This is a genomic window from Streptomyces sp. NPDC028910, assembly GCF_055564955.1.
Genome location: NZ_JBVHVF010000010.1, coordinates 176,255 through 196,604 on the forward strand (window position 1 = coordinate 176,255; position 20,350 = coordinate 196,604).

Consider the following 20,350-nt stretch of genomic DNA (forward strand, 5'->3'; position numbering starts at 1 on the left):
TCAACGTCCGGTCGGCGGTATAGATTCCCGCTCCGGGTCGTGCGTCGCCCGTCGTGCCGCCCCTTGTTGTACCCACCAGTGCCCGTTTTGTCACATCTGGCAGCAGATGTCACCCAACGTCTATACTTCTTACGCGCGCAGTAACGGTCCGCCTGGCAGGCCAAAGGCGTACACTACCGGCCCTTTGCTTCAACGTCTAAATTCGTTCGGAATTCGTTCGGAATTCGTTCGCGGATCCGGGCCGGACGCACGCGCGGACCGGCGCTCAAATCCGCTCCGGTACAGGATTGCCTGCCGCTTCCACCGCGCGCCGCACCGGCACTCGCGCGAGGAGCACGAAACCCAGTGCGAAGAAGACCACCAGCGAGATGATCGCGTCCCGGTAGCTCCCCGTGACCTGGTAGGTCAGGCCGAAGACGAGCGGCCCCACCCAGCTCAGGCCGCGGTCGCTCATCTCGTAGGCCGAGAAGTACTCGGCCTCCTTGCCTGCCGGCACCAGGTGCGAGAACAGCGAGCGCGACAGCGCCTGGCTGCCGCCCAGCACCAGCCCGATCATCGCGGCGAGCGCGAAGAACCACAGCGGGGTCCGGGCGGGCAGGAAGTAGCCGGCCGCCAGGGTCACCGCCCACGCCGCCAGCGAGCCCAGGATCGTCCGCTTGGCGCCGTGGACGCGGGCCAGCCGTCCCATCCCCAGGGCGCCCGCCACCGCGAGGACCTGCACCAGCAGCACCGCCCCGATCAAGGTGGACTGCTCCAGCTCCAGCTCCTCGGAGCCGTAGATGGAGGCCTGGGAGATCACCGTCTGCACGCCGTCGTTGTAGATCAGGTACGCCAGCAGGAAGGAGAGGGTCAGCGGATAGCGCCGCATGTCCTTCAGGGTGGCGACGAGCTGCTTCCAGCCGTTGACGGCCGGCGCCGCCCCCGGTTCCCGGACCACGGCCCGGTCCCGCAGCCTGCGCAGCGGGATCAGCGCGAAGGCGCCCCACCACAGGCCCGCCGAGGCCAGACAGATCCGTACCGCCTCGCCCTCCGTGAGGCCGAAGGAGTCGTGGCCCTGGAAGAGCACCAGGTTCACCACCAGCATCAGGGAGCCCGCGGTGTAGCCGAAGGCCCAGCCCCGCGAGGAGACGGTGTCCCGCTCGTCCGGCGTGGAGATCTGCGGCAGGTAGGCGTTGTAGAGCACCATCGAGACGGACAGCGAGGCGTTCGCCACCACCAGCAGCAGCCCGCCGAGCAGATAGCGCTCTCCCCCCAGGAAGAACATCCCCACCGTCGCCACGGCGCCCGTGTACGCGGCCACCGCCAGCAGCGGCTTCTTGCGCCCGGTCCGGTCGGCCACGGCGCCCACCAGCGGCATCAGCAGCACGGCCAGGATCACCGAGGCCGAGACCGAGTAGGCGAAGAAGGACCCGGCCCGTACCGGGATGCCCAGTGGGTGCACGAAGCCCTCGGCGTCGGCGGCGGCCTTGGCCACCGAGGTCAGGTACGGCCCGAGGAACACGGTGAGCACGCTCGCCGAATACACCGAGACGGCGAAGTCGTAGAAGTACCAGCCCCGCTGCTCGCGCTTGCGCGCGGCCGTCGCGGCTGTCGCGGCCGGGACGGCGGCCGCGGCCCCTTTGCCGTCCTCCGCCCCTGGTTCCGCGTCCTCGGCCGTTCTGCTGTCTTCCGCACTCACCCGGTGTGCCCCCCTAGCTGGTCCCCGTACCGCAGCGGCCGCCGCGCCCGCGCGGCGGCCGAGGAGCGTGTCAGGCCCAGGCGCCGCGCCGGTCCAGCACCGTGCGCAAGATGTCGATCCGGTCGGTCATGATGCCATCGACTCCCAGGTCGAGGAGAGCCTCCATGCGTTCCGGTTCGTTCACGGTCCACACGTGGACCTGGAGACCCCGCTCGTGCGCGGTCCGCACGAAGCGCCGGTCCACCACGCGGATGCCCGACTGGATCTCCGGAACCTGGGCCGCCACCGCCCCCACGCGCAGCGCCGCCGGGATCGCGTACGAGCGCAGCCGCAGGCCGACCACCCCGCGTACGCCGTACGAGGTCGCCAGCCGGGGGCCGGCGATCCTGTGGGCGCGGGCCACCCGGCTCTCCGAGAAGGAGCCCACGCAGACCCGGTCCCAGATGCCGGTCCGCGCGATCAGGTTGACCAGCGGGTGCAGCGCCGACTCGGCCTTGATGTCGATGTTCCAGCGGGCGTCCGGGAACTCCTCCAGCAGTTCCTCGAAGAGCGGCAGGGGCTCGGTGCCCGCCACACGGGCTTCGCGGACCTTCTTCCAGGGAAGCTCGGCGATCCGGCCCCGGCCGTCGGTGACCCGGTCGAGCGTGGCGTCGTGGAAGGCGACGAGTTTCCCGTCGGCGGTGGCGTGCACATCGGTCTCGAAGTACCGGTAGCCCGCCCCGGCGGCCCTGCGGAAGGCGGCGGCGGTGTTCTCCAGCCCGTCCGCGGCACCTCCCCGGTGCGCGAAAGGAATCGGAGCCGGGTGGTCCAGATACGGATGGCGAAGGCGTACGTGCGTCACGTCGGCAGTATCCCCCGTGGCGCGAGGGAACGGTGGTACGCGAGGTGCACGGCGGACGGGACCGCGGCCGAGCCCGAGCCGCGCCGGGGCCCGTCCGGAGGCCCGGCGCGGCCCGCCGGGCCCACACCCACTGGTGCGAGTGGACTGGCACGTGACAGTCTGTGCCCCAGGGACCAATCCAATCCCCGCCTCCGACCGATGTCGTCGAGGCCAATCCGACGAAGGTGGACCGGACGCCATGGCCGAATGGACCTCAGCGGTCGGTGCCGCTCAGCTCGCCCGTCTCATCACCTCGCAGCAGGAGCGGCCCGCCGTGCCCGGCGCCCGCAAACTGCCCGCGTACCGCACTCTGGCCGACGGGATCCGGCTGCTCGTCCTCGAAGGCCGTATCCCGGTCGCCGCCCGGCTCCCCGCCGAGCGGGAGCTGGCCGTCGCCCTCTCCCTCAGCCGCACCACCGTCGCCGCCGCGTACGAGGCCCTGCGCGGCGAGGGCTTCCTGGAATCCCGCCGGGGCGCCGGCAGCTGGACCTCCGTCCCGGCCGGCAATCCGCTGCCCGCCCGGGGCCTGGAGCCGCTGCCCCCCGAGGCCCTCGGCTCGATGATCGACCTCGGCTGCGCCGCGCTCCCGGCTCCCGAGCCCTGGCTCACCAAGGCCGTCCAGGGCGCCCTGGAGGAGCTGCCGCCGTACGCGCACACGCACGGGGACTACCCGGCAGGGCTGCCCGCGCTGCGCCGGATGCTCGCCGACCGCTACACCGAGCAGGGCATCCCCACCATGCCCGAGCAGATCATGGTCACCACCGGGGCGATGGGTGCCATCGACGCCATCTGCAGCCTCTTCGCGGGGCGCGGGGAGCGGATCGCCGTCGAGTCCCCCTCCTACGCCAACATCCTCCAGCTCATGCGCGCCGCCGGGGCCCGCCTCGTCCCCGTCGCGATGGCCGGCGGGCTGGGCGGCTGGGACATGGACGTCTGGCGCCAGGTCCTGCGCGACTCGGCCCCGCGCCTCGCCTACGTCGTCGCCGACTTCCACAACCCGACCGGGGCCCTGGCCTCCGAGGACCAGCGCCGCGCCATGGTGGAGGCCGCCCGGTCGGCCGGCACGGTCCTGATCGCCGACGAGACCATGGTGGAACTGCAGCTGGACCCGGAGCTGGAGATGCCCCGCCCGGTCTGCTCCTTCGACCCGGCCGGCAGCACGGTCATCACCGTGGGCTCCGCCAGCAAGGCCTTCTGGGCGGGCATGCGGATCGGCTGGGTCCGAGCCGCCCCCGACGTCATCCGCAGCCTGGTCGCCGCCCGCGCCTACGCCGACCTGGGTACGCCGGTGCTGGAGCAGCTCGCGGTGAACTGGCTGATGCGGACCGGCGGCTGGCAGGAGGCCGTGGCGATCCGCCGCGACCAGGCCCGGGAGAACCGCGACGCGCTGGTCGCGGCCGTGCGTCGGGAGCTGCCGGACTGGGAGTTCGAGGTTCCCCGCGGCGGGCTGACCCTGTGGGCCCGCGCGGGCGGGCTGTCCGGCTCCCGGCTGGCCGAGGTGGGCGAGCGGGTCGGCGTACGGGTGCCCTCGGGGCCGCGGTTCGGCGTGGACGGGGCCTTCGAGGGGTACGTCCGGCTGCCGTTCACGGTGGGCGGGCCGGTGGCCGAGGAAGCCGCGTCCCGACTGGCGGCGGCGGCCCAACTGGTCGGCACGGGCGCGGCCGGTAGCGGGGCGGAGCCGCCGCGCACGTTCGTGGCGTAGGGGACACCCCCTCACCCCGCCGGAGACTCCGGATCAGGCCGCCACCCGCCGGGTCCGACGGGGCCGGGTGTGTGCCGGGGCGTCCCCGCAGGGCGTCGAACGCAACACCGCCGCACGCTCCGACCCCTCGCCACGTTCGGCGCCCGAGGAGACGCCCCGGCGCGCGCCCGGCCCTGGCCGTACCAGCCCTCGGCGCGGGCGGCCCCGGCGGAACCAGCCCCACCGCCCCGAGCGGCCAACCCGACCCGGGACGGGCCCCGGCGGAACCGCTCAGGGAGCCTCGGCCGCCACCTCCGGGATGTCCAAAGCGTCGAGGGCCGGTCCTTGTGCCGGTGGGAGCCCGCGGAGCGGTTCCGTCAGCGTGACGTGACCAGGCCCGCCGCCGCCCGCGCGCTCCGGCAGCAGCTCCAGCACGGCCTGGCGGTGCGCCGGGTGCGCGGCCTCGTCGTACGGGTCCGGGGTGGCGGGCACCTGCAGCCGGTGCACGGGACCCGTGCCCAGCCGGGCGTACCCGCGGCCCGGCGGCACCAGGGCCGGCGCGGTGGTGTGCGGCGCCAGCCCCAGTACGTCGGCGATCTGCTGGATCGCGGCGGGCCCGAGCACGATCCGGGCGCGGGTGTGCTGCCAGACGGCGTCGTGGAGCAGTTCCAGGTGGTCGAACTGCTCGGCGACCACCACCGTGACGTGCGCGGTCCGCCCGTGGCGCAGCGGCACCTGCAACTGGGTCAGCGGGTCGGGGCCCCCTTCGGCGACCGCGAGGTGGGCCAGCACGCTCGGCTGGTCCAGCAGGATCCACAGCGGCCGCCGGGTGTCCTCGGGAGCCGGCCGGCCGGCTTCCCGGGCCCGGTGGGTGGCGATGAGCCGCCGCTCGGTCTCCTGCGCGGCCCACTCCAGGGTGGCCAGTGCCCCGGTGGCGCCGCATTCCACGGCGAGGACGCCCTTGCGGCCGCAGAGGCAGGAGTACTCGCCGCTGCCGCCGCCGTCGACGACCAGTACGTCGCCCCCGTGCCGCAGGGCCTGCAGGGCGATGGAGCGGAGCAGGGTGGAGGTGCCGCTGCCGGGCTGGCCGACGGCGAGCAGGTGGGGCTCGGTGGCGCGGGGCCCGGTGCGCCAGATCACCGGCGGCACGTCGCGGGGCTCGTCGCTCTCCAGGACGGGCAGGGTGCGCTGCACGCTGCCGGCGTCGGTGAAGCCGAGCACGGTCTCGCCGGGCGAGGTGACGAACGGCTGGGCGGCGATGCCCGTCGGCAGCGCCGCCAGCACCCTCAGGTCGAGCTGGTTGCCCTCCTCGTCCCAGTCGAAGAGATACTCCCGTCCGCGCCCGGACTTGGCGTGCAGCAGTGCCTCGATCCGGGCCCGTGAGGCGGCCTCGCCATCGGTGAAGTAGGCCGGGTAGCGGATGTGGAGCCGGGTGACGCGGCCCGCCTCGTCGAACTCGTAGCCGCTGAAGGCCTTGTCCCAGTCCCCGCCGTGGGCGAAGAGCGGACTTGGGTCCTCCGGGATGGAGAAGTACGGCACGAGGGCTTCGTAGAGGGAGCCGAGCCGTTCGGACTCGGCATCGCTGGGCCCGGTCTTCACCTGGGTGCGGTCGCGCCCCTGCCAGCCCGCCGCCGCCATGAGGGTAATCAGGGCGAGGAGGGGACCGTAGGGGACGAGCACCACCACGAGGACGCAGGCGGCTCCCAGGAACAGCGCGGGACCACGCTTGTCCTTGGGCGTCTCGGCCCATTTGCGCCGCCCGGCCGAGGCCAGGATGCGCAGGCCGCGTCCGATGGTGAGGAGCGGATGGAGGACGTCCGTGGCACTGTCGGCGGCCGTGCGAGCGAGGTCGCGGCCCCGGGCCAGCGACGCGGTGCCGCGCTGAAGGATGCGGGGAAGTGGGCGCCGGGCCACGGGCGTCTCCTGGAGTTGTGGGTGTGACGGGTGTTTCGGGTGTTGCTGGATGTCGCTGCCCGCCGGCCGGGCTAGAGCTTGATCCCGCCGAGCAGGCTCGCGAGGCTGGCCGTACTGGCCGTGATGCTCGGAGCGATGGCGGAGCCGGCGAGGAAGAAGCCGAAGAGCGAGCAGACGAACGCGTGCGACAGCTTCATCCCGTCCTTCTTGAAGAAGAGGAAGCAGATGATGCCGAGCAGGACCACGCCTGAGATGGACAGGACCATGAGAGGTTCTCCTGGTTGGTGGGGACAGTCACCATCAGTTCTTCCAGGCTCACAGGAAGTATCAATGCGATAAAAGGTGCATACGGGTGAATGCGCGAGTTTTTCACTTGACCGGCTCAGCCCGGCTGGCGCGTCCGGCGCGTCAGGGGTCGAGGTGATCCTCGCCTCGGCCCGACCCGTACATGTGCAGGCCCGGGCGCTACTCTGGCGATTCACCCGTACGGACGCAGCACCGTGCGCCCCCCTGCCCGCAGAGCGAAGTGAAAGGCGGTACGAACGATGAGCGAGCACGCCGCAGCAGGCTCCGGTGCCCAGGACGTCCCCGACGAGGACGTCATCGAACTGGCCACCAAGATCTTCGACCTCGCCCGCCAGGGTGAGACCGAGACGCTCACCGCCTACCTCGACGCCGGAGTCCCGGCGAACCTCACCAACGACCGCGGCGACACCCTCGTCATGCTCGCCGCCTACCACGGCCACGCCGACACCGTGTCGGCCCTGCTGGCCCGCGGCGCAGAGGCCGACCGCGCCAACGACCGCGGCCAGACCCCGCTCGCCGGCGCCGTCTTCAAGGGCGAGGAGGCCGTCATCCGCGCGCTGCTCGCCGGAGGGGCCGACCCGAACGCCGGAACCCCCTCCGCCGTGGACACGGCGCGCATGTTCGCCAAGTCCGACCTGCTGGAACTTTTCGGAGCCAAGTAGTCCGCTTTTGCCGGGGATCTGGCCGGGCCTGGTCGGTTCCCGACCTCACAGCTTGGTCACGGCGGCCGTAAATGTGGTCGCGGCGCACAAACCGGCTGGGTCATCATGGCGTCGGATTCGATTCGCGAGCACGGGGGGCGGGCAGGAGCGGGCGGGACACGACGTGTGTCCCGGTCCGGCCGGCCCGGCCGCCATGGTCACGAAGCACCGACGAGAGTGAGAAGGCAATGGTCTACATCGAGCGGAACATGACGGCGGACGTCCTCACATGCTGTTACGCGGCCCTGTGAATCCCGATTCCCGGTTGCGTCCCCAGCTTGATTTGAGGCCATTCCCATGTTCGAACCAGTCATAGCGCCGAGCGGCACCCTGCTCGGGCTCCTCCAGCGGGGCCGCGGCGACGGCACGCTGCACGCACTCGCGGCGCCCAGGGCGGAGGCCCTCCAGGCCCTCAACCAGTGCGTGCTCCGCGACCCGCGCCAGGACTGGCAGGTCGAGAACCGCTCCTTGTACTACGCCCGGCTGTACCTGGACCTCGCCGGTCCCCTGGGCGAGATCGAAGCCCACCTCTTCAGCGCCGACGACCTCGTCGACGAGGAGGACCACCGCACGGGCCTCGCCCTGTCCGTCCTGGGCCACCTGGCCTCGTACGGCCGCGACGACGCGCTCATGCTGCTGCGCCGGTACGCCGCCTCGGGGGCGAACTGGGCCTGGGCCCTCGACGAGCTCGCCCTGCGCGACGACGACGAAGGGCTGCGGTCCCTGGCCGCGCCCGTCATCGCCCGCTTCCCCGCCACCGCGGAGGGCGAGGCGCGGCTGGCCGCCGCCGTCCGCGACGCCTACGAGCCGCGCCCGTGGTGCCTGTGGGAGGAGTCCCCGCAGTACGGGGAGCGCCTGCGCGCCGCCCGCCAGCAGGGCTCCTTCGACCGCTGGCAGCGCCAGCTCACCCCGAGCGGGCCCCGGCCCGGCTGGGGGGTCCAGGCCGTCTTCGACTGGGCCGCCGACGGCCTGCGCCGCGGCACGCCCCTGCACGTGCCCGCCGCGCGATGTCTGGCCGCCGTGGCCGCACCCGAGGACCGCTCCGCCATTCTGGCGGCCGCCGCCGGTGCCTGCGGCGAGGCGGCCCGCGCCACGGCCTTGCACCACCTGGTCCTCGCCGAACCGGACAACCCGGCCGTACTGGACCTCATCGAAGCCGCCGCCGACGAGCCCGCCGTGGCCGCCTACGAGCGCATGTGCGGCCCCGAGGCCGTCGAACGGGCCCGGCGCTGGATCCACCGGCCCGACGCCCTGGGTGCGGCCGCCGCGGCCACCCTGGCGGCCCGGGGCGGAGCCGAGGACGCGGGCCTCGTCCTGGGCGCCCTGCGCTCCACCGTCCGCGGCTCCGGCCCGGACACCCGGCGGCTGTACGCCCTGGTGGACGGAGCAGGCCGCCTCGCCATCGGCTGCGCGGCGCCCGTACTGCGCCACATCTACCGCGAGACGGCCTCCTCCCACCTGCGCGGCCGGGCCGCGCGGGCCCTCGCCAGCACGGACCCCACCTTCGCCGCGGGCTTCGCGGTCGAATGCCTCTGGGACTGCGAGGAGACCACCCGCGAGGTGGCCGCCCACCACGCCGAAACCGCCGACGCGCGAGTGGCGCCCCGGCTGCGCCGCCTGGCCGCGGACCCGGCGGAGGAGGAGGACGTACAGTCCGCCGTGCGGAGCCGGATCACGCCGGAGTCGGCGGTGTAGCCCGTCGGCCCCGCTACGAAACGCACTCGGCCCGGCCCCCCTGACGTGAGGTGCCGGGCCGAGTGCTGTGCCCGCGGTGGGACGGAAGGAGACGGACGGAAGGAGAGGGAAGGAGACGGAACGGGACGGAAGGACCGGACTACGGTGCCGGGGTGGCTGGTGCGCCGGTGGGCGGGGTGGGGGCCGGAGCGCCCGATGCCGCCTTCAGCAGTTCCTCCAGGCCCTCGGAGTAGTCGATCGAGCAGGACGGGACCTTGGAGCTCTCGATTACTCCGAAGCCGATTCCCTGCCGACCCAGCGGATAGTGGTCCGACCACCCGAACGTGAGCGTGTAGCCCGGTGGGACCGTCTTGGCGTTGACCTTGATCACGAAGTCGTCATCGCTGTGCTGCATGATCTCGGCCTCCGGGTCCGCCTGTGGACCCCGGTACCCGCCGCCGACCTCTGAGCACTGGGACCGTGGCCGCGACGGGACCAGTGCGACCTGGACCCCCAGGGCCTTCAGCCGTTCCGCGAGCGCCGGGATCTGGCCGTGCTCGGGCAGCTTGAACCGGAGCGAGCCGTCCGGATCCCTCTTGATCTCGGGCGCGTCCGTGGCCGACGGGCTCGGCTTCCGGGCGGGCCCGTCGGCGGGCAGTGAGCCGTCGCGGGCGCTGCCGGGCAGGGCCATGACGGCGACGACCGTGGCGGTGGCGACGCCCACCGCGAGGGGGATGCCGTAGCGGCGGGCGCGGCTGGGCGCCGGCGCCGGGTCGTCCGGAAGCCGGGCCAGCAGCGCCGCCTTGAGCCGGTCCTCGAAACCGCTGGGCCTGGCGCTCATCGGGCTACCTCCAACTGGCGTTCGGTGACGGGGCCCGAGCCGCTCAGGGCCCGCCGGGCGCGGTGCAGGCGGACGCGGACCGTCGCCTGGGTGACGCCGAGCGCCTGGGCGGCCTCGGCGGGGGTGAGGCCGTCGACGACGACCAGGTCGAGCGCGGACCGGAGCGGCTCCGACAGGGCCGCATGCCGCTCGGACAGGGAGCGGAAGGCGCGCTGGGCGTCGATGCGTTCCTCCAGCGCGGCCACGTCCTCGTCGTCGAGGAGGCGGCGGCCGCTGAGCCGCGCCAGCGCGCCGCTCTCGCGAGCGAGGCCCCGGGCGTGGCCCGCCAGGACATTGCGGGCGATTCCGTACAGCCAGGCGATCGGCACTCCCCGGTCGGGCCGATAACCGGTGGCCGATCCCATGGCGGCGAGGAAGATGTCCGCCGTCAGATCCGCCGCCAGGTGCGGGTCGGCGACCCGGCGGGTGACGAAGCCGAGCACGGCGTCGATGTGATCCTCGTAGAACGCCCCGAACCCCTCGGGCGTGGTGAGATCCGGCGGTCCGGTCTCCTGTCGTGGGCTGCGCACCCGGCCCTCCCCTGCGTACGGGGCCCGGTCGGCCCCCTCATCCCGTACTTGGCCGCAGCCCCCGCGAACGTTTCATCGGGGGCCCGGCCGGGCGGGCACGAACCTGACCGGCGCACCCGGCCGGGCCTGCGCCGCCGCGTCCAGGGCCGGGCCCGGCGGGACCACGCCCACCACCGGGTAGCCCCCCGTCACCGGGTGGTCGGCCAGGAACACCACCGGCAGCCCGTCCGGGGGGACCTGGACCGCGCCCAGCACCATGCCCTCGCTCGGCAGCTCCCCCGCCCGGGCGCGGACCAGCGGCGGGCCCGCCTCCATGCGCAGGCCGATGCGGTTGGAGCCGGCCGACACCCGGAACGCCGAACGCCACAGCCCCGCGAGCGAAGCCTCGGTGAACCAGTCCGCCCGCGGGCCCAGCCGCAGCGGGAGCAGCAGTTCCGACGGCGCCCCGGGCAGCGGGCACGCGTCCGACCCGGGAGCCGGGTCCGCCCCGGCGGGGCCCACCGGCAGCAGCATCCCGGCCGAGAGGACCGGCGGCCCCAGGCCCGACAGCAGGTCCGTCGAGCGACTGCCCAGGACCGGCGGGACGCCCAGGCCTCCCCGCACCGCGACGTAGCTGCGCAGTCCCGACTCCGCCCGGCCCACCTCCAGCTCCGCCCCGGCCGGCAGCCTGACCGCGGCTCCCCAGGCCACCGGACGCCCTGCCGCTCGTACGGAACAGGGCGCGCCCGTGACCGCCACCGTCACCGCGACGCGGGCCCGCAGCCCGACCCCGTCCACGGTCGTCTCCAGCACCGCCGCGTCCGGCGGATTGCCCAGCAGCCGGTTGGCCAGCGCGTACGCCGCCGTGTCCAGCGCTCCCGAGCGCGGGACCCCCAGGTGCGCGTAACCCGGGCGCCCCCCGTCCTGGACCGTGGTCAGCGCCCCCGGCCGCACCACCAGCAGGTCACTCACGCCCGGCCTCCGTGAAGCGGCCGTGCTCCCTGAAACGCACGCGGACCCCCGGCGCGAAGAGCGCCGCCGGTTCCCGCTCCGGGTCCCAGAGCACCTCGTCCGTGGACCCGATCAGCTGCCAGCCCCCGGGCGAGGAGCGCGGGTACACCCCCGCGTACTCGCCAGCGAGGGCCAGCGAGCCCGCCGGGACGGCCGTACGGGGAGTGTCCCGGCGGGGCAGGTGGAGGCGTTCCGGAAGCCCCGTCAGATAGCCGAAGCCCGGCGCGAAGCCGCAGAACGCCACCCGGAAGACGATGCCGCCGACGATCCCGGGGACCTCCCGCGGGGCGACTCCCCACCGCCGGGCCACCTCCGCCAGGTCCGGGCCGTCGTACCGCACCGGCACGGTGACCAGCGGTCCCTCCGTCTCCGCGAGCGGGGGCACCTCCCACCGCGCGATCCGCGCGCCCAGCCCGGCAGGATCCCGTACCCCGTCCAGCAGTACGGTCCGCGCCGCCGGCACGAGGTCCCGTACGGTGCCCAGCTCGCCGGCGTCCCGCCGCCGCAGCAGTTCGGCGTGGAGCGCGGCCACCTCGGCGGCCGAGTCCAGCTCGATCAGCAGCGCCTCGCCGCCCACCACGAGGGTCCTCACGCGAAGGCCTCCACCCGGACGCCGGCCGCGTCCAGCGCCTCCCGCACCCGGCGGGCGAGCCCGGCCGCCCCCGGGGTGTCCCCGTGCAGGCACAGCGAGCGCGCGGCCACCAGGACGGGCGACCCGTCGACCGCCGCCACCGTCCCCTCGGCCGCCATCCGCACGGCCCGCGCCACCACGGCGTCCGGGTCGTGCACCACCGCCCCCGGCTCGCCGCGCGGCACCAGCGTCCCGGCCGGCGTGTAGGCGCGATCGGCGAAGGCCTCCGGTACGGGCGCCAGCCCGGCCGCCTCGGCGGCCGCGAGGAGCAGCGAACCGGGCAGCCCCAGCACGGGCAGGCCCCCCGTGGCACCGGACCCGGCCGCCAGCCGGACGCCGGCGACCACGGCGGCGGCCTGGGCGGCGTCGTGCACGGTCCGGTTGTAGAGCGCGCCGTGCGGTTTCACGTACGACACCCGGGAGCCGGCCGCCCGCGCGAACACCTCCAGCGCGCCGATCTGATAGGCCACCTCGTCCGCCAGTTCGCCGGGCGGCACGTCCATGGAGCGCCGTCCGAAGCCGGCCAGATCGCGGTAGGAGACCTGCGCCCCGATCCGTACGCCCCGCTCGGCGGCCAGCTCGCAGACCCGGCGCATAATGGACGGGTCCCCGGCGTGGAAGCCGCAGGCCACATTGGCGCTCGTCACGACGGAGAGCAGGGCCTCGTCGTCGGTGAGCGTCCAGCGCCCGAAGCCCTCGCCGAGGTCGGCGTTGAGGTCGATCACGCGATCGGATGCGATCATGGAAGCCATGCGCCGAGCGTAGAGCAGGCGGCCGGGGACGAAGCCGGGGACGATCCGGCCGAACCATGCCGTTTGGGATGTTGTCAGTGACAGCGCCTAGTCTTTGTCCGTGACTCTCCCCGCCCCGGCGAAGACCCTTCCGTCCCCGGCGCCGGGCCCGGCCGCCGACGAGGGCCTGGCCCGCCGGCTGCGCGCCCTCGCCTGCACCGCCCCGCTGCACGACCTCGACGTACGCAAGGCCAATCTGGCGGGCGAGTACGGGGTCTACGCGATGGCGGAGGTCGCGCTGGCCGCGATCGACCTGGTCACGCTCAACATGGACTTCGACACGGGCGCCGACCACGAGCAGATAGTGGCCAGGCTGCTGCCGCGCGTCGCGGCCCAGGCACCGTCCCGCCCGGCCGCCGAGCACGAGCGGGTGGCCCGCTGGGTGCTGGAGAACCTGATCAACGTCGGCAGCGTGGACCGCGGCTTCCGCGCGATCTACGGCACCTTCGGCCCGGACGGCGTCTACGTCCGCCGGGACTACGACTTCAAGCTGATCGAAGAGGTCCCCGGCCACGGCGGCGCCGTCTACCTGCGCACCACCGACGAGGCCGTCAACGTCCTCGTAGGCGCCCTCGACACCGACGTCACCAGCGCCCAGATCGCCGCCGAGGTCAAGCTGGAGGTGCTGATCAGCCGCGGGCGGCTGGCCGACGCCCAACTGGCCGCCGAACAGGCCCGCTACCGGACCGTCCAGTACGCCGAGACCCTGCGCCGGACCCTGGACGCCACCCGGCGCAACGTCCGGGCGGTGGACTGGCTGCAGTCCGTGCCCGACATGATCGAGGAGGCCCTCGACCACGTCGCCGACCGCTACCGCCACGAGAACGCGATCCTGACGAACATCCGCAAGGCGCGCGACGAGGCGGAGGAGCCGGAGAACAAGCGCCGCGCCGCCGAACTCGTGGACATCGTCAAGGACTGCATCCGCCGCCACACCCAGCTCCAGTCCCGCCTGCTGGACGCCGGCCCGCTGTTCCGCGCCGAGCAGGACCGCCAGGCCTTCGCCGCCCCGGCGCCGCGCTCCGGCATCGACCTGTACGGCCAGCTCGTGGCCCCGCTCCTGCCGCTCCCCCTGGAGCAGGCGAGCCGGGTGACCGACGCCTTCTTCGCCTCCGGCGCGGGGCTGCGCACCCCGGTCTCGGTGCGGGTGGCCGACCTGGTCGAGATCCTGCTCACCCCGCCCGTGGAACGCGAACACCTCGGCGCGGAGATGCCGGAGCCGGACCTGATCGCCACCCCGGACGACAGCCGCTTCAGCGAGGAGCAGCTCGCCGCCGCGATGGACCTCCTGGACCTTCCGCACGACGCCCCGCGCCGGCTGTCCGGCCTCCTCGCCGAGGCCCGCCGCAGCGATCCGGACCTGCCGTACCTGGTGGCGCTGCTGGCCGTCCACGCGGCGAGCCCGGCCGTCGGCACGGCGTACCGCCAGGGCGAGGAGCGCCTGCTCTTCGCGGTGGACGACGGTACCCAGCTCGAGGACCCGGAGTTCGGCGGCGCCGACCTCATCGTCGGCACCGCCCTCCTGGACGCCACCGCCATGGCCGCCGCCCGCGCGGAGGCGTCGTGAACGGGCCCGCGCATCCGGCCTCGCCGGCGTGTGAGGCGCGGGGTCCGGGGCGGAGCCCCAGGAAGCGGTCCGCAGGGAAGGGCGGCTCGGCAGGCCCCGCCGGGCCCACAGGCCGGGCCCCCGCAGCCCCGGCAGCCCCCGCACCGCACATCACCCCCACCCGTACCAGGAACACCCGTACCAGGAACACCCGTACCGCCGAGGAGACCCACCCGTGAGCGACCACCACGCCGAGCCCCCCGCGTGGAGCGAGCCGCAGACGGCCCCGGCCGCCCCGGCGGCGCAGGCCGCCGCCCCCGTGACCCCGGCGGACGCCGCCGACGCGGCCCGGCTCGTCGCCTTCGGGCTGCAGCCCAAGCTGCTCCCCGCCCGTGACGCCGAGTACACCGAGCTGCTCCGCCGCTACCGCGAGGACCCCGCCTTCGGCCGCCTCGCCGACGCCGTCGCCACCGGCCTCGGCCTCGTCGTCCTGGAGGTGTCCCCGCGCGCCGGCATGGCCGTGGCCGCCGGGGAGGACTCCGTCTTCGCCGTCCGGATGGGCGACTACGCCCGCCGCACCGCCGCCGACTCCGCCGACCGCTTCCTGCACGGCCTCGCCCACCTCGCCGTCGCCGCCCTGGCCTACCCCCGCCCCGAGGACCTCGCCGACGACGGCTACATCGGCCGCATCACCGTCAACGGAGTCGACGCCTTCGTCCGGCAGACCTGCCGCCGCCTGGAGGAGCGCGCCGAGGAGCTCGGCGAGAACACCGACCCGGCCTCCGACGCCCCCGGCCTGGAGGCCGCCTGGCGCGTCTACGCCCGCCGCAGCGCGACCGGCGCCACCAAGGACGCCCGCCGCCTCGCCGGTTCCACCACCGGCATCGTCGGCAAGGCCGCCGCCTTCCTCACCGACTCCGGCTTCCTCCAGCGCACCGGCGACGAGGCCGGGGGCACGTACCGCACCACCCCCCGTTACCAACTCCAGGTCCGTGACATGGCGGGCAGCGCGGCCATGGCCGAGCTCCTCGAACTCGGCGTGGTCCCCGTCAGCGACGGCTCCGCCACCCTCCTGCCGCCGCCCGAGGGCGACGACCTGGACCTGGCCGCCGACGCCGGGCTCCCCTTCCACGCCTGAGCCCCGCCCGCCCCGCGCGCCCCCACCCGCCCCGCCCTCCGTACGACCCACGAGAAACCACGAGCCGCCGCCATGTACGAGCTGTCCCGGATCCGCCTCTACTCCATCGGGCCCGCCGGTGCGCGCTACGCCGACACCGTGCTCGACCTGCGCGGAGTCGGCGAGCCGGTGCCCCACCCGGCGCCGACCCAGGCGGAGTTCTTCGAGGACGAGCCCACCGGCCCGCCGCGCCGCCCCGCGCCCGCCGGCGTGCTCTTCCTGGAGAACGGCGGCGGCAAGTCCGTCCTCCTCAAGCTGATCTTCTCGGTGATGCTCCCGGGCCACCGCAACACCCTCGGCGGCGCCAGCTCCGGCGTACTGCGCAAGTTCCTGCTCGCCGACGACTGCGGCCACGTCGCCCTGGAGTGGCAGCACACCCAGACCGGCGAGTGCGTGGTCGTCGGCAAGGTCAGCGAATGGCGCGGCCGCCAGGTCTCCAACGATCCCCGCAAGTTCGCCGAGGCCTGGTACTCCTTCCGCCCCGGCCCCGGCCTCAGCCTCGACAACCTGCCCGTCGCCGAGGCCACCGCCGTGCGCCCGCCCGTCGAAGGCGCCTCCGGCGCCCAGGGCCGCCGCCGCACCATGAAGGGCTTCCGCGACGCCCTCACCGAGGCGGGCAAGGCGTACCCGCACCTCGAGGTGTACTTCGAGGAGATCCACGACCGCTGGAACGAGCACCTCACCGAACTCGGCCTCGACCCCGAACTCTTCCGCTACCAGCGCGAGATGAACGCCGACGAGGGCGAGGCCGCCGGCCTCTTCGCGGTCAAGAAGGACTCCGACTTCACCGACCTCCTGCTGCGCGCCGTCACCGACACCCGCGACACGGACGGCCTCGCCGACCTCGTCCACGGCTTCGGCAACAAGCTCGGCCGCCGCGCCGAGCTGATGGCCGAACGCGACTTCACCGCCGGCTCGGTGGACCTGCTCACCCGGATCGTCGAGGCCACCGCGACCCGCTCCCGGCTGCGCGACGTCCACGCGGGGGCGGAACGCCGTACGCGCACCCTCGCCCGGCGGCTGTCCGCCCGCGCCGCCGAGGAGCGCGGCCGGGCCGCCGACCTCGCCCAGCGGGTCACCGGCGCCGCCCACGAGGTGACCGCCGCCGAAGCCGCCCGCACCCGCAGCGCGGCGATCTCGGCCGAACTCGCCTACCGGCACGCATCCCTGGCGCTGACCGTCGCCGACAAGGCCGCCGCCGCCCAGCGCCGCGAACTCCTCGAAGCCCGCACGCTGCACTCCGCCTGGCAGGCCGCCGAGACCGTACTGCGCCACCGCGCCGCCGCCGACCGCTCCGCCCGCGTCGCCGCCGCGATCCGGGAAGCCGAGCGGGACGCGGCCCCGGCACTGGCCGCCCGGGCCACGGCCGCCGGCGAACTCGTACGGGCCCTGCACACCGCCGCCGAGCACGGCGAGCGGCTCGCCAACGAGGAGGAGGAGCGTTCCGCCGCCCTCCAGGCCACCGGCGAGGCCGCCCACCGCGACGCCACCGCCGCCGCCACGGCCGCCCAGCGCGCCCGCAGCGAGGCCGAACACCTCCGCTCGCGCCTCGCCGAGGTCCAGCAGGAGACCGCCGAGGCCGTCCGCGCCGGCTGGCTCGACGACTCCGCGCCCGACGCCGACCCGGCCCGCGCGGCGCTGGCCGCCACCGACGCCGAGAAGACCGCCGTGGCCGCCTGGGACGAGTCCCGGGAAGCCGCCCGCGCCACCGCCGAAGCGGCCCGCGAGGCCGCCGCCGCGGAGTCCCGCGCCGAACTGACCGCCGCCCGGGCCGCGGACGCCGCCGACGCCGCCGAAGCCGCCCACGACGCGGAGCACCGCGCCGCCACCTCCCTCGCCTCCTCCCCGCGCCTCGCCGAGCTGCTGGGCCTCCCGTCGGCCCCGGCCCCGGCCCTTCCGCACCCCCGCAGCGCGGCCCCCGCCGGCCGGACCGGGTCGGGTACGCACTCGCACGCGCCGGCCGGCGGCCGCGGCACTGCTGCCGGTCTCGCAGGACTCCCGGCCGAAGGCCAGGCCGGGTCCGGTACGGACCACCGCGCGCCCGGCGGCGCCACCACCGCCCCCGGCTCCGCCGAAGGCGCCGATCCCGGCGGTCCGCAGGGCACGGCGGCCCGCGCGGGCAACGCGCCGGGCGCACCCGGCTCCGCCGCAGGCCGGGGCGCAGCCGCAGCCCCGGGCGCAGCCCAAGCCGCCTCCGCCACCGCCGGCCGGCTCACCGCCGAGGACCTCGACCGGAACGCCGAGGACCTCCACCACCTGCTGACCGACGGAGTCACGGCGGCCGAACGCCAGCTGTTCGAGCTGCGCACCGCCGCCGCCGACGACGCCCGCATCCTCGGCGCGCTCGGCGACGGCGGCCTGCTGCCGCCCGGCCCCGACGTCCTCGCCACCGTCGAGTACCTCGGCGAACACGGCATCCCCGCCCTCCCCGGCTGGCGCTACCTCGCCCAGTCCGTGGACCCCGCCGACCACGCCGCCGTCCTCGCCGCCCGCCCCGAACTCGTCGACGGCGTCGTCATCACCGACCCCGACACCCACAGCAGGGCCCGCGAGGTCCTCTCCGGCGCCGCCCTGCTGCCCCGCTCCACCGTCGCCGTCGGCACGGCCGCCGCCCTGCTGGCCCCGGCCGCGCCCGTGGACGGCGATTCGGCCGTGTCCGGTATTTTCATCGTTTCGCCGAACCCGGCCATGCACGACGAGCACGCCGCCGACGAGGAGCGCCGGGCGCTGCGCACCCGCGCCACCGCCCGCGACACCGAGATCCGCGACCTGGCCGCCCGCCTCGCCGGCGACCGGGAGCTGGCCGCCCGCCTCGCCTCCTGGCGCACCGGCTGCCCGCCATGCCGCCTCGCCGAACTCGCGCAGCAGGCCGCGGCCGCCCGGGCGTTCGCCGAGGAGGCCGACGCCGAGCTCGCGGAGGCCCGTACCGTACGCGCCGAGGCCGACGAGGCCGCCGCCGACGCCGCCCGGGTCCGCGAGGAGCGCCAGGACGCCGCCCAGCGCGCCCGCCGCGCCGCCGACGCCCTCGCCGGCCTCGCCTTCCGGCTGCGCGAGCGCGCCGGCTGGCAGGCGCGGCTGCGCGAACTCGCCGACGAAGCCGCCGAGTCCGAGGCCCGCGCCGAGGTCTGCCTGGACCGGGCCCGCGCCGCCGACGAGGACCGCCGCGCCGCCCAGCGCGCCGCCGACGACGCCCGCCGCACCGCCCGCGCCCTGCGCGCCGAACGCGCCGAGATCGCCGGCGCCCCCGACCAGCTGCCCGAGGGCGACGAGGGCCCGCGCGCACCCCTCCCCGACCTCCGCGAGGCCTACCGCGCGGCCTCCCAGCTCTACGAGAAGGTCGGCGTCGGCGCCGACCTGCGTGCCGAACAGGCCCGCGCCGAAAGCGACGAGAGCGCCGCCCTCGCCGAACTCGACCGCCTCACCAACAAGGTCCGTACCCGCGCCGCCCAGCTCCTCGAAGGCACCGACGGCGCCGACGGCCCCTCCCGGCAGGCCGCGGCCGCCCGCGCCGAGTCCCTCGTGCAGATGCTGGAGACCCGGGCGTCCACCGCCAGCGAGCAGCTCGGCCGCCTGCGCGGCGAGGCCGAACGGCACGCCCCCACCGAGGGCGAGGCGCACACCGAACTGCCCGAGGAACTGATCCCCGAGCACGTGGAACACGCCCAGGCCCTGCTGCGCACGGCCACGGCCCAGCTCGCCGCCCACACCGCGGCCGTGGAGAGCGCCCGGGCCGCCCACGCGGACCTGCTGCGCGCCCACCGCACCGCCGAGGACGGCGCGGGCGGCTTCGACGAGACCGCGGCGCTGCTGCGGGACCTGCTCCGCGACCACGGCCACCAGGACGACGAGCAGGAGCCGGTGGCCCACCCGGGCACCCTGGAGGAGGCCCGCCAGTCGGCCACCGAGGCCCGCCGCTCCCTGCGCGGCTGCGCGGCCGACCTCTCGGCCGCCGAGTCCGCGGTGCGCGAGGCGAGCGACATCCTCGTCCGGCACGCCAACGCCACCCGCTACGAGCAGGTACGCACCCCCGCCCGCCAGCAGATCCGCGAACTGCCCGCCTCCGCACTGCCCGAGCACGCGGCGGCCTGGGCCGCGGCCTTCGCCCCCCGGCTGCGCGTCCTCACCGACGAACTGGCGCAGCTGGAGCGCAACCGCGACAGCATCGTCGACCGCCTGCGCGGCCTCGTCGAATCGGCCCTGGCCACCCTCCGCTCCGCACAGCGCCTCTCGCAGCTCCCGGAGGGCCTGGGGGAGTGGTCGGGCCAGGAGTTCCTCCGGATCCGCTTCGAGGAGCCCGACCAGGCGACCCTCACCGAGCGGCTCGGCGAGGTCATCGACGAGGCGACCCGCGCGGCCGTGAAGAAGAACAGCACCGCCTCCTTCGGCGAAGGCCGCCGCGACGGCATGTCCCTGCTGCTGAGGGGCGTCCAGGCGGCCCTCGAACCCAAGGGCATCTCCGTGGAGATCCTCAAGCCGGACGCGGTCCTGCGCGCCGAGCGGGTACCGGTCGGGCAGATGGGCGACGTGTTCTCCGGCGGGCAGCTCCTGACCGCCGCGATCGCGCTGTACTGCACGATGGCGGCGCTGCGCAGCAACGACCGGGGCCGCGACAAGCACCGCCACGCGGGCACGCTGTTCCTCGACAACCCGATCGGCCGCGCGAACGCCACGTACCTGCTGGAGCTCCAGCGGGCCGTCTCCGACGCGCTCGGCGTCCAACTGCTCTACACGACCGGCCTGTTCGACACCACGGCCCTCGCCGAATTCCCGCTGGTGATCCGCCTGCGCAATGACGCCGACCTGAGGGCGGGCCTGAAGTACATCAGCGTCGAAGAACACCTCCGCCCGGGCCTCCCGCAGCAGTCCCCGGAGGAGGAGACCATCCACGGCGAAATCACGGCGACGCGCATGTTCCGCCGCAGCACCACCGCCCCCTCCTGACACGCCCCTCGCACCGCCCGGCGCCGGGGC

At 75.0% G+C, this 20,350-nt stretch carries 15 protein-coding genes; 6 read left to right on the top strand and 9 right to left on the bottom strand.

Going from position 1 to position 20,350, the window contains the following annotated elements; genetic code table 11:
- Positions 1–265 precede the first annotated feature (265 nt).
- Together ACZ4TV_RS15655 and ACZ4TV_RS15660 are read right to left on the bottom strand one after the other, a co-directional pair.
- The gene (locus ACZ4TV_RS15655) at positions 266–1,678 is read right to left on the bottom strand and encodes an MFS transporter (protein WP_468134802.1); all 1,413 of its coding nucleotides are present in this window, start codon (positions 1,676–1,678) and stop codon (positions 266–268) included.
- Between the two features lie 70 nt (positions 1,679–1,748).
- Positions 1,749–2,519, bottom strand: coding sequence for a glycerophosphodiester phosphodiesterase family protein (locus ACZ4TV_RS15660; RefSeq protein WP_468134804.1), 771 nt, complete (start codon positions 2,517–2,519; stop codon positions 1,749–1,751).
- 238 nt (positions 2,520–2,757) lie between these two features.
- Here ACZ4TV_RS15660 and ACZ4TV_RS15665 point away from each other — a divergent pair, with 238 nt between their 5' ends.
- Positions 2,758–4,260, top strand: a complete 1,503-nt coding sequence (locus ACZ4TV_RS15665) for an SCO1417 family PLP biosynthesis transcription factor (protein WP_468134806.1) — start codon at positions 2,758–2,760, stop codon at positions 4,258–4,260.
- Positions 4,261–4,530: 270 nt separating this feature from the next.
- Here the strand turns inward: ACZ4TV_RS15665 and ACZ4TV_RS15670 are convergent, their stop codons facing one another.
- Both ACZ4TV_RS15670 and ACZ4TV_RS15675 read right to left on the bottom strand, forming a co-directional pair.
- Positions 4,531–6,153, bottom strand: coding sequence for a hypothetical protein (locus tag ACZ4TV_RS15670; RefSeq protein ID WP_468134808.1), 1,623 nt, complete (start codon positions 6,151–6,153; stop codon positions 4,531–4,533).
- 71 nt (positions 6,154–6,224) lie between these two features.
- Positions 6,225–6,419: a hypothetical protein gene (locus ACZ4TV_RS15675; protein ID WP_030706611.1), complete on the bottom strand. Its 195-nt coding sequence runs from the start codon at positions 6,417–6,419 to the stop codon at positions 6,225–6,227.
- A gap of 279 nt (positions 6,420–6,698) precedes the next feature.
- Here ACZ4TV_RS15675 and ACZ4TV_RS15680 point away from each other — a divergent pair, with 279 nt between their 5' ends.
- Together ACZ4TV_RS15680 and ACZ4TV_RS15685 are read left to right on the top strand one after the other, a co-directional pair.
- Positions 6,699–7,121, top strand: coding sequence for an ankyrin repeat domain-containing protein (locus ACZ4TV_RS15680; protein WP_468134810.1), 423 nt, complete (start codon positions 6,699–6,701; stop codon positions 7,119–7,121).
- A 336-nt stretch (positions 7,122–7,457) separates the two neighbouring features.
- Positions 7,458–8,855, top strand: coding sequence for a HEAT repeat domain-containing protein (locus ACZ4TV_RS15685; protein ID WP_468134812.1), 1,398 nt, complete (start codon positions 7,458–7,460; stop codon positions 8,853–8,855).
- Between the two features lie 139 nt (positions 8,856–8,994).
- On the opposite strand, the gene ACZ4TV_RS15690 is transcribed toward ACZ4TV_RS15685, so the two are convergent.
- The 5 genes from ACZ4TV_RS15690 to ACZ4TV_RS15710 all read right to left on the bottom strand — a co-directional run bounded on the left by ACZ4TV_RS15690 (position 8,995) and on the right by ACZ4TV_RS15710 (position 12,590).
- On the bottom strand, positions 8,995–9,675 hold the full coding sequence (locus ACZ4TV_RS15690; RefSeq protein ID WP_468134814.1) for a hypothetical protein: 681 nt from the start codon (positions 9,673–9,675) through the stop codon (positions 8,995–8,997).
- Positions 9,672–10,244, bottom strand: a complete 573-nt coding sequence (locus ACZ4TV_RS15695; protein ID WP_468134816.1) for an RNA polymerase sigma factor — start codon at positions 10,242–10,244, stop codon at positions 9,672–9,674. The genes ACZ4TV_RS15690 and ACZ4TV_RS15695 overlap by 4 nt, the downstream gene beginning before the upstream one ends.
- 72 nt (positions 10,245–10,316) lie before the next feature.
- Positions 10,317–11,195, bottom strand: a complete 879-nt coding sequence (locus ACZ4TV_RS15700; RefSeq protein ID WP_468134818.1) for a 5-oxoprolinase subunit C family protein — start codon at positions 11,193–11,195, stop codon at positions 10,317–10,319.
- The gene (locus ACZ4TV_RS15705) at positions 11,188–11,826 is read right to left on the bottom strand and encodes a 5-oxoprolinase subunit B family protein (RefSeq protein WP_468134820.1); all 639 of its coding nucleotides are present in this window, start codon (positions 11,824–11,826) and stop codon (positions 11,188–11,190) included. The genes ACZ4TV_RS15700 and ACZ4TV_RS15705 overlap by 8 nt, the downstream gene beginning before the upstream one ends.
- Positions 11,823–12,590: a LamB/YcsF family protein gene (locus ACZ4TV_RS15710; protein ID WP_468134864.1), complete on the bottom strand. Its 768-nt coding sequence runs from the start codon at positions 12,588–12,590 to the stop codon at positions 11,823–11,825. The genes ACZ4TV_RS15705 and ACZ4TV_RS15710 overlap by 4 nt, the downstream gene beginning before the upstream one ends.
- Before the next feature lie 127 nt (positions 12,591–12,717).
- Here ACZ4TV_RS15710 and ACZ4TV_RS15715 point away from each other — a divergent pair, with 127 nt between their 5' ends.
- The 3 genes from ACZ4TV_RS15715 (at position 12,718) to ACZ4TV_RS15725 (ending at position 20,320) form a co-directional block, all read left to right on the top strand.
- Positions 12,718–14,223, top strand: a complete 1,506-nt coding sequence (locus ACZ4TV_RS15715; RefSeq protein WP_468134822.1) for a hypothetical protein — start codon at positions 12,718–12,720, stop codon at positions 14,221–14,223.
- Positions 14,224–14,437: 214 nt separating this feature from the next.
- The gene (locus ACZ4TV_RS15720; RefSeq protein WP_468134824.1) at positions 14,438–15,340 is read left to right on the top strand and encodes a hypothetical protein; all 903 of its coding nucleotides are present in this window, start codon (positions 14,438–14,440) and stop codon (positions 15,338–15,340) included.
- A 72-nt stretch (positions 15,341–15,412) separates the two neighbouring features.
- Positions 15,413–20,320 carry a hypothetical protein gene (locus tag ACZ4TV_RS15725; RefSeq protein WP_468134826.1) on the top strand — a complete coding sequence of 1,636 codons (4,908 nt, stop codon included), beginning with the start codon at positions 15,413–15,415 and terminating at the stop codon, positions 20,318–20,320.
- The last annotated feature ends 30 nt before the right edge of the window (positions 20,321–20,350 follow it).

Coding starts and splice junctions, on each gene's coding strand:
- ACZ4TV_RS15665 (WP_468134806.1), top strand. CDS start 2,758: ATGGCCGAATGGACCTCAGCGGTCGGTGCCGCTCAGCTCGCCCGTCTC.
- ACZ4TV_RS15675 (WP_030706611.1), bottom strand. CDS start 6,419: ATGGTCCTGTCCATCTCAGGCGTGGTCCTGCTCGGCATCATCTGCTTC.
- ACZ4TV_RS15680 (WP_468134810.1), top strand. CDS start 6,699: ATGAGCGAGCACGCCGCAGCAGGCTCCGGTGCCCAGGACGTCCCCGAC.
- ACZ4TV_RS15685 (WP_468134812.1), top strand. CDS start 7,458: ATGTTCGAACCAGTCATAGCGCCGAGCGGCACCCTGCTCGGGCTCCTC.
- ACZ4TV_RS15690 (WP_468134814.1), bottom strand. CDS start 9,675: ATGAGCGCCAGGCCCAGCGGTTTCGAGGACCGGCTCAAGGCGGCGCTG.
- ACZ4TV_RS15725 (WP_468134826.1), top strand. CDS start 15,413: ATGTACGAGCTGTCCCGGATCCGCCTCTACTCCATCGGGCCCGCCGGT.